This is a genomic window from Affinundibacterium flavidum (assembly GCF_014284175.1).
GTDB classification, from domain to species: domain Bacteria; phylum Pseudomonadota; class Gammaproteobacteria; order Burkholderiales; family Burkholderiaceae_D; genus Undibacterium; species Undibacterium flavidum.
Window position 1 is genome coordinate 237,238 of sequence record NZ_JACOGA010000008.1, and the last position, 7,354, is coordinate 244,591.

Annotated in this window: 6 protein-coding genes; 4 read left to right on the forward strand and 2 right to left on the reverse strand. The window is 45.9% G+C overall.

The window, feature by feature from the left end; all coding sequences use genetic code 11:
* Positions 1-9: 9 nt before the first annotated feature.
* Both H8K55_RS10420 and H8K55_RS10425 read left to right on the forward strand, forming a co-directional pair.
* Positions 10-978, forward strand: a complete 969-nt coding sequence (locus H8K55_RS10420) for an SMP-30/gluconolactonase/LRE family protein (RefSeq protein ID WP_186942028.1) — start codon at positions 10-12, stop codon at positions 976-978.
* 101 nt (positions 979-1,079) lie between these two features.
* Positions 1,080-1,553: a c-type cytochrome gene (locus tag H8K55_RS10425; RefSeq protein WP_186942029.1), complete on the forward strand. Its 474-nt coding sequence runs from the start codon at positions 1,080-1,082 to the stop codon at positions 1,551-1,553.
* An 880-nt stretch (positions 1,554-2,433) separates the two neighbouring features.
* Here the strand turns inward: H8K55_RS10425 and H8K55_RS10430 are convergent.
* Positions 2,434-3,492 (reverse strand): sulfate ABC transporter substrate-binding protein, encoded by a 1,059-nt coding sequence (locus H8K55_RS10430; RefSeq protein WP_408057965.1) that lies wholly within the window; start codon positions 3,490-3,492, stop codon positions 2,434-2,436.
* A gap of 227 nt (positions 3,493-3,719) precedes the next feature.
* Between H8K55_RS10430 and ccmA the strand changes: the two genes are divergently transcribed.
* Both ccmA and ccmB read left to right on the forward strand, forming a co-directional pair.
* Positions 3,720-4,418: a cytochrome c biogenesis heme-transporting ATPase CcmA gene (ccmA, locus tag H8K55_RS10435; RefSeq protein WP_186942030.1), complete on the forward strand. Its 699-nt coding sequence runs from the start codon at positions 3,720-3,722 to the stop codon at positions 4,416-4,418.
* A 2-nt stretch (positions 4,419-4,420) separates the two neighbouring features.
* On the forward strand, positions 4,421-5,089 hold the full coding sequence (gene ccmB / locus H8K55_RS10440; protein WP_186942031.1) for a heme exporter protein CcmB: 669 nt from the start codon (positions 4,421-4,423) through the stop codon (positions 5,087-5,089).
* A gap of 229 nt (positions 5,090-5,318) precedes the next feature.
* Here the strand turns inward: ccmB and H8K55_RS10445 are convergent, their stop codons facing one another.
* Complete coding sequence (locus tag H8K55_RS10445; protein ID WP_186942032.1) at positions 5,319-6,779, reverse strand: MBL fold metallo-hydrolase; 1,461 nt, start codon at positions 6,777-6,779, stop codon at positions 5,319-5,321.
* Positions 6,780-7,354: the final 575 nt, after the last annotated feature.

A 7,354-nucleotide genomic window follows, 5' to 3' on the forward strand; every position in this document is an offset into this window, starting at 1 on the left:
AAACCGGACATGCATACTCACAATTGGAAAAACCGCGCAGCACTCGCCTTCGTCATTTCTAGCATCGCCGCTGGTGCGCCTATCCATGCACAAGAAGTCACGCCAGCCATCACAGGCGTCGTCCATGCAGGCACCAAAATCGAATTGATCAAAGAAGGCTTCAAAGGTACCGAAGGCCCGGTACGTCATCCCGACGGCAGTTTTTTATTCACTGAAACTCAGGACAATCGCATCACCCGCATTGCAGAAGACGGCAGCACCAGTAATTTTCTGAGCAACACGAATGGATCAAATGGCCTGGGCTTCACCCCGAATGGCGATTTATATGCGGTGCAAGTCTTGGATACGCGCGTTGGGATCGTCTACCCTCCGGAGAGAGCACGCACGCTGGCGGACAATTACGAGGGCTTAAAATTTGGACGCCCCAATGATCTAGTGGTCAGCAGTAAAGGTATCGTGTACTTCACTGATTCCGGCGCAAGTGGCCCCGCTAAACCTGATCAGGCAGCCACCGCAAAACCCGCCGTGTATAAGATCGACACAAAAGGTCAACTAAGTCGCCTCGCCAACGATATTGAACGTCCGAATGGGATACAACTCAGCACAGATGAAAAAACCCTCTATGTCGCGAACACATTGGGTGAACATGTATTAGCGTACGCGCTCAATGCCGACGGTAGCATAGGGGAACGCCGCAATTTTGCCAAACTCGCAGGCTGGCGAAAAACAGATACTGGCTACAGCAGCGGTGCCGATGGTTTGGCGGTAGATGGTGCTGGTCGCTTATATGTCGCGACCAGCGCCGGCATCGAAGTCTTCAGTCCACACGGCGAAGCGCAAGGCATCATCGTGCTACCTAAGAGTCCACAGAATATCGCCTTCGCTGGTAAGAACAAAGATGTTCTGTATGCAGTCGGTCGCGGCTCTGCCTATCGAATTCAGACTTTGACCACAGGTTTTAGTGGTCGCGCCAAATAAAAAATCACAAGCAAGATTAATTTTCTTCACCACGCCGTGCGATGGAGGCGCGGCGTGTTTTTTATCCTCCATCACTTCCTATATTCAACTCAGGAGAACTTATGCAGCAGTTAAAAAAAATCCTCGTGCCGTTCATCGCGGTATCGATATTATCTAGCTCAGCCGTCGCCATTGCTCAAAATGCGCCTAAGCCTGAACAATTAATTAAATGGCGCCAGTCGGCGTTTCAAATCATTGCCTGGAATAATGGTCGTGTCAAAGCGAATGTGGAAGGTACTTACAATAAAGAAGAAGTGGTAAAAGCCGCCAACACAATTGCCGCGGTAGCGAATGCAGGTTTGGGTTCTTTATTCGCTCCTGGCAGTGATAAGGGTAAGGGCTGGCATGATACGGCAACCAAGCCAGAAGCCTTTACTGATAAGCATTTTGGTGAATTGGCGGGTAACTTTATTAAAGAAGCGAATGAATTGGCGAAGGTTGCGGCGAATGGAGATCAAGCTGCTGTGAAGGCGCAGTTTGGGGCTTTGGGTAAGACTTGTAAGGCTTGTCATGATGATTTTAAGACTAAGGATTAAGGTTTTTTTGTAATCCCTTGTCTGCAATCTGGGGCGATTTTCTGCCTGCTTTGTAGGGTGGATTAGCTTTAGCGTAATCCACCGCTCATACCTTAAATCACGTATATCGTGTGCTGCACTTTTGACGAATGGCTTTCTGAACTGTTTCGTTTCTAATTTATTTTCGTGCTTGTTCGATGTTCACAGGTCGGGGGGTGGCCCGACAGCCACTCACTTTTCTTGCTTCGCCAAGAAAAGTAAGCAAAAGAAGGCGACCACGCTGCCACTGCCCTTCGGGTGCCCAATTGTGCAAGACAAAAAATGGGAAAGTGTCGAAACTCGCCTGCGGCTCAAACAACGCCACTTTCTTTATCCATTTTCTGTCTTGCACAATTGGCAGTGTCAGAAGTGGAACAGCACAAAATCAAAACCAACAACAACCCCAACATCAAAACAATCAGTATCAAAAGACGCCCATTTTTCCAATCGAGGTTGGCGGTCGTTGTTTTTGACGTTGTTTTTGAATTTGCTTTTGACCTACCCCCGTTTGAGACGATGTAATTTGTGCGTCACAGAAAATGGATAAGAAAGTGGCGTTGTTTGAGCGAAGCGAGTTTCGACACTTTCCCATTTTTTGTGATGCACAAATTATGCTGGAGCGTAGCGTAAGCACCCGAAGGGCGAGTCTACGGTCGCCTTTTTTTGGAGGACCTTTTTTGGCGAAGCAAAAAAGGTGCTTGGCTGTCGGGCCACACCCGACCTGCAAACTTAAAGCAATCAAAAAAAGAAAATCACATGAAATCAATCTAACGTTTCTAAAATAACAAAAAACGCAGAGTCACCCCCATGGGAATCTGCGTTTTCAAGGCAAGTGAAAACTCACCAAAACCAAACAACTACACTATTTTTTACTCTGATAAATCTTATCAAACTCAGCCCCATCATCAAAAAACTTCTTCTGAATTTGCTTCCACCCACCAAACACATCCTCAATCGTAAATAAGCTCACAGGCTTAAAATTGGCCGCATATTTTTTCGCAGCCAGCTCAGAACGTGGGCGCAGGTAATGTTTTGCGATAATTTCTTGCCCTGCTTCTGAATACAGAAATTGCAAATAGGCTGTAGCCTGCTTACGGTTACCAAGTTTATCAACGACTTTATCAACCACCGCAACAGGAGATTCCGCGAGGATGGAAATCTTTGGATAGACCACATCAAAGTTATCGCCAAATTCTTGCTTAATCAATTGCACTTCGTTTTCAAAAGTGACCAGTACATCGCCAATTTCACGTTGCGTAAATGTGGTTGTTGCACCTCGCCCACCACCGTCGAGCACAGGCACATTTTTAAAAATTCGCTCAGTCAGTTGACGTGCCTGCGCTTCATTGCCACCGGATTTAATCACTGAACCCCAAGCGGCTAAATAGGAATAGCGTCCATTGCCAGAAGTTTTTGGATTGGGAATAATGATTTTTAAATCTGCCTTACCCAAGTCTTCCCAAGAAGCGATTTTCTTAGGGTTTCCTTTACGCGTTAAGAACACCATGGTCGAATAAAATGGCGAAGAATTATTCGGGAAGGCTTTGTTCCAGCTTGCTGGCACCATGCCTTTTTCCGCCAAAATATCAATGTCGCTCGCTTGATTCATTGTTACCACTGCTGCGTCCAAGCCATCGACTACAGATCGCGCCTGTTTGCTTGATCCACCATGCGATTGATTAATCGTCAGAGTCTCACCGGTTTTCTTTTTCCATTCGGCGACAAAAACAGGGTTGACGTCCTTAAACAATTCTCGGGTGACGTCATAGGATGCGTTCAAAATGCTGCTATTACCCTGCGCTATGCTGGGCGCTGACCATGCCAGTCCAAGGCTAATCAACAATGCCGCCATCAGGCTTACACGGCGCAAGCGTTGGTTTTGTTGAATCAAGGATTTGGCTATCGAATGACGATCCGGCATGAGTGACTCCTGAGAAATGAAGGATGCCATCATGCAGCTGCTTAGATAGAATTAAAACGAATATTTTCTTCTTAGTTTAGATCAAAAAACACATATGAAGTGCTGACACCTATAAGCCCGCCCACGCACAGAGTAAATAAGTATAGACAGTAAACTTCGTTTTATCAGACGACATCCGCGACTACACTTGCCGCCTGTTTTATGAATTTTTATAAGTTGAACGCACCATGTCATTGTCGGCAATTTCTTTATCCTCCACCCGCGGCGCACGTCTGTTATTTTCCAATTTGCATTTGGAATTAAAGGCGGGCGAGAGCTTGTGGTTGACGGGAGAAAACGGTGCGGGAAAGAGTAGCCTGCTGCGTCTACTCTGTGGCTTAAGCTTGCCTCAAGCAGGCAAAGTCTACTGGCAAACACTATGCATTCGTGAGCACCGCGAAGAATTTCATCAAAACTTACTCTATATCGGACATCAATTCGGCATTAAGGGAGATTTAAGCGCTGCCGAAAATTTGGCTAGCGCTTGTCAAATGCAAGGGCGAGCTCATAGTGCCGCAGCAATTCATAACGCCCTTGCTGCAATCGGATTAGGCGCACAAGCAGATTTGCCGGCTCGCGTATTGTCGCAAGGGCAGCAAAAACGTGTCGCCTTGGCGCGCTTGTTTTTTGCATCCTTACCGACACTGTTGATTTTAGATGAGCCTTTTAGTGCGCTCGATCGCACAACCATAGCCTTATTGTTGCAGCGCCTGCGCATCCATTTAAAACAAGGTGGAATGTTGATTTATACCAGCCACCAAGAATTCGCTTTGATGGCTGCGTTGGCTGTAGATTCGGCTGTAGATTCGACTACAGATTCGACCGCTGATTCTGCAGTCGATGCAATAAGTGAATTGAGTACCACCCGACAACTACGACTAGGATAATTATGTGGCAAGTGTTTTTCAGTATCGTACATCGGGATTTGCGGCTAGCGTATCGGCGGCGCTCTGAAGTCATCACAACGCTCGTATTTTTTGTCTTGGTATCGACCTTATTTCCTTTAGGTATAGGTCCTGAGGTCAACATCTTGCGCAGCATAGGTGCAGGCATCATTTGGGTCGCCGCTTTATTGTCATCGATGTTGTCATTGCAGCGCCTATTCACGCAAGATGCCGAAGACGGAACACTGGAGCAATTACTCTTATCTTCTGAATCCTTGGTGGTACTAGTCTTGGGGAAATTGTTGGCACATTGGCTGATTACCAGCTTACTATTAATTCTGCTGGCTCCCCTACTCGCCTTGCAATTTGATCTGCCGGCACTGGCGATTTTTCATCTAAGTCTGGGCTTAATATTGGGAACACCTAGCCTGAGTCTATTAGGTGGTATCGGCGCTGCCCTGACTTTAGGGCTACGTGGTGGTGGCGCCTTGATCGCGCTCTTAATATTGCCTTTGTATATTCCTATACTGATATTTGGCACTGCTGCGGTCAATGCCGATTTGATAGGATTATCCGCCTCTCCTAATTTGTATTTACTTGCCGCGATACTAGCATTGTCTTTGGCAATCAGCCCTTGCTTGATCGCCTGGGCTTTACGGATTTATGTTGAATAGTGCGGGCGAGTAATGCGGACGAATAAAGCGTGCTGCAGAAAAATGGTTCAGCTGTATTTATTTTTGGCTAGCTTGTGAGCTAATCATCTTTTTTCTATTGAGACGCATCTGAATCAGCGATTGATTTTTTCTCCCCAGCATAGGACGCTGAGTAAGCACAACATCACTACAAAATAGAAACTCCCGCCACTAGCAAAGTTGGCGGGAGTCTGTGCATGAATTGAAAGGATTATTGTTGTCCGATGTAGGATTGCAAATCACTCAAATTAACTGCTTTCGCACCATGTAAGCCTGCAATGATTTCTACATCCAAATGCAGTTTTTTAATATTGCTGTACAAATTCACTGAATAAGGATTCGCTGGTACTGGATTTGTGGTGCCCGCTGCCGGTGGATTAAAAGCATCAGCTTGGATCAAGATTTTTTCGGCCGGTAAGTAAATTAAAGCGAAGGCATCGTTATGGCTATTCCCTGCAATGGAATGTAATTCGATTTTACGATGGCCGTCATTCAATACTAATTTTCCTTTAAAAGTTTTGAACTGCGCCGCTTTCTTGGAACGCTCTAAATTATCCGGATTAATACTATGTGGTGCCGCCCAGATTTTTTGATAGTAAGGGCGATTTTGTTCTTCCGTCAAAATGATGGAGCCTTCATCGACATAGGTGCGCAAACCACCGGAGTGATCAAAGTGCGCATGAGAGTTAATCAAAAATTTAATTGGCTTGCCTGGTATAGTTTCTTTTACCTTAGCGATCACGGCTAGAGAACGCTCTTCATTTAATGGTGCTTCGACTAAGACGATATGATCTTTCTGCTCAATTGCCACGCTATTGTGCGTACCACCAGTCAAGTGATAAACACCGTCAGCGAGTTTGACGGCATTGACTATAATCGCTGGCGCTTTAAATTCAGCCACATTTTGCGGTGTGCTCAGTGTGAAATTGGTATTCGCTTTCACGTCATCGATATTCAATTTGAGTACCGGAAAGCCACCTTGTAAACGTACAATTTGGCTTGGGAAAGAAACACCAGAAAAATCTTTATAAGCGCTGAATTTGGTTTCGATTAAGGTGTCACCAAGCACAGGATTATCGATCCAGGTCTTGATACTTTCGACTTGATTTTTTGCGTTAATAATGCCGACATAACGATATTTATCATTGACTTTAAATGAAACTTCGACGCCCGCCTTGGTCGACTTGCTGCTCGCATTATTGACCAATGCCGCTTTCAAAAAACCTTGTGGTGTTGACCAAATTTCGGCTGTACGTTCTTCAACTGCCGCAGGTTGCGCGTTAGCGACTGGGGCGCTGGCATTTGCCGGTGTCGCCAGACTCCATGCGTAATTGCCTTGTATATGTTGATCTGGACGTTGTTCAACGGGTGTCGGGCGATCACGCCCTTTTTCACTACTTTGCTTGCGGACAATTTGCACTCGTGCTGCTACATTGTCGTAATTGATACTAGCCTTGTAGCTGCTCACATCAAATTGCGGCCAGGCTAATTTAGGATGCGGTGCCTGACCGAATTGATACCAATAACCTGTACCAGAAAATTCTATGGTTTTGGTATTGCTGGCATTCAGTTGCGCTGCTGCGGATTGCAGATCAGCAGCGTAGACGAAGCTGCCCGTGCTTAGACTTATGGCTAGCGTCAGTGCTTTAATTGAGAGTGTGAGTTTTGTCATGATGAGTCCTTTGGTTTGAATGTTGGTAGTTGATGGTTAAAAGTTGATAGTTGCAATAAGAATGAACGACGTGATGCATGGCTCATCAACTGAATTTGCAAAAATCGTACCAGTTCAAAAGTGCGCAAAAATGCACAGTTTTGTTCTTCACATCATGTAAGCGTGGGAAGTGGAAGTGAAGCTCAGGCAAAACTAAGATGAAATTGATACAGCGCTGTTGAAATTTGCGCAGAGGCTTGAATCCATATGTGACATTCCCTTTACAGCAGACGAACGATACGATCTACGCAAGTTGAGAGATGAACAAAACTCCCTCTCCCGCACGCGGGAGAGGGTTGGGGTGAGGGCAGTTCAGAAGCGACATAGTGTTTTAAGGAAAAGTAACGAAGCGAGCTAATTTTAGCTTTTTTAAATATTTCTGCTTGAACCTGAAACTCCCTCATCCCCGGCCCTTGTATGCTGTCTTATAGATTGTCTGTTCTTGTAGTTGGTTGTATGGTTTTGCGGTAGTAGGTGCCTGCGTAAGGAGCGCGTAGTGCGACTGGAGTTGGCACCTACTACCGCGGCAAAAATGG

Bases quoted from the DNA above. Each gene is read 5' to 3' on its own strand.
- ccmB (WP_186942031.1), top strand. From the start codon at position 4,421: ATGTGGCAAGTGTTTTTCAGTATCGTACATCGGGATTTGCGGCTAGCG.
- H8K55_RS10420 (WP_186942028.1), top strand. From the start codon at position 10: ATGCATACTCACAATTGGAAAAACCGCGCAGCACTCGCCTTCGTCATT.
- ccmA (WP_186942030.1), top strand. From the start codon at position 3,720: ATGTCATTGTCGGCAATTTCTTTATCCTCCACCCGCGGCGCACGTCTG.
- H8K55_RS10425 (WP_186942029.1), top strand. From the start codon at position 1,080: ATGCAGCAGTTAAAAAAAATCCTCGTGCCGTTCATCGCGGTATCGATA.
- H8K55_RS10430 (WP_408057965.1), bottom strand. From the start codon at position 3,492: ATGCCGGATCGTCATTCGATAGCCAAATCCTTGATTCAACAAAACCAA.
- H8K55_RS10445 (WP_186942032.1), bottom strand. From the start codon at position 6,779: ATGACAAAACTCACACTCTCAATTAAAGCACTGACGCTAGCCATAAGT.